The organism is Moorena sp. SIO3I8, assembly GCF_010692325.1.
Classification (GTDB): domain Bacteria; phylum Cyanobacteriota; class Cyanobacteriia; order Cyanobacteriales; family Coleofasciculaceae; genus Moorena.
This window is the reverse complement of record NZ_JAAHHW010000428.1, coordinates 1-1,247: the sequence shown is the minus strand read 5'-3', so window position 1 is coordinate 1,247 and position 1,247 is coordinate 1. Positions and strand designations below refer to the sequence as shown.

At 37.6% G+C, this 1,247-nt stretch carries 2 protein-coding genes; both read left to right on the top strand.

The window, feature by feature from the left end; genetic code table 11:
- Positions 1–803 (top strand): hypothetical protein (locus F6K51_RS37615; RefSeq protein ID WP_293031362.1); only part of this gene is annotated, 803 nt, incomplete at its 5' end.
- Positions 787–1,247: MBL fold metallo-hydrolase (locus F6K51_RS37610; protein ID WP_293031360.1), on the top strand; the 461-nt coding region annotated here is incomplete at its 3' end. The genes F6K51_RS37615 and F6K51_RS37610, both read left to right, overlap by 17 nt.

Below are 1,247 nucleotides of genomic sequence, written 5' to 3'. Positions count from 1 at the left end.
TGGTTTGTTATGGCTTAGATACTGACAGTATTTTTTCCTCGCAGAATCTTAAAATAATCAAGATTACCTCTGCTTCTGTACTTTGGCAAAAAGAAAGATTCTATAACGTAGCGTTATCCCATTTGAATGAAAAGCATCAATATGTTGTTTGGGCTGATGCCGATCTTCTTTTTACTAACAAGGGTTGGCAAGAGCAATTAAAAGAAAAACTGGAAAGCTACCGACTGGTTCAGATCTTCAATCGAGTCGAAGATGTAAAGCTTGAGAATGGCCATTTTTCTCTAACTGGACTTAGGCGCAAATCCGTGGTCACCAGTTTCAATCGCGATATTACAGTTAAGGATTATTTCAGTAAAAGTGGCATCAGCTTAAGTCTTGGATGTAATCCGGGCTTTGGATGGGCGGCAAAGGCGACCACGATTAGAGAAATAGGCTTCCCCGACTTTATGATTTTGGGAGGTGGCGACAAGGTTTTATTGGCCTCTGCTATGGGATATCATTCGGTTTTTGTTAAAGCGCTTTTTTTAAATCATACGTTTTCTAATCTATATCATTCTTGGGGAGATAAAGTTTTTGATACCATTGAGGGACGAGTTTCTTACCTAGAAAATACGATTTATCATATTGTTCAGGGAGATTATAAAAATCGTCGCTATTCTGATCGCCACAAATTAATTCAGGACAATAGTTTTGCGATCGCTGATTATCTAAAAATTAATCAATGGGGAGCATGGCAATGGTACGATAAAAACAACGAATATGCTGTAAAAATAAGGAGATACTTTGATGAAAGAGGAGACTAAAGCATTTGAAATCGTATTTTATGGAACTTCCGGTTGGTTTGACAGCACATCAGGTGCTACTAATTCTGTAGGGGTATTCGTAAATGATAGAGATATTGTTTTGTTCGACTTAGGCACTGGGGTTAGAAAAATAGACAGAGAAAGCGTTCGTGATAAAAATGTTACTGTTATGCTTTCACACCTACATTTAGACCACTGTTATGGGCTACATATTTTACCGATGTTCCAGCCCGCTTCTTTGACGATTGTTATCCATGAAAGTCTAAAGAGTTACTTGGAGACTTTGTTTTCTTTTCCGTTTGTGAAGCCGAGAGAGCAACTAAAATTTCCTGTTGATATTCGAGTGGCTAAAGATACAAGCTTGAATTTCGATAATTTTACCATAAAGACTCAAGCCTTAAAACATAATACTCCAGTGATAGGCGCTCAATTGCAATTAGAGAA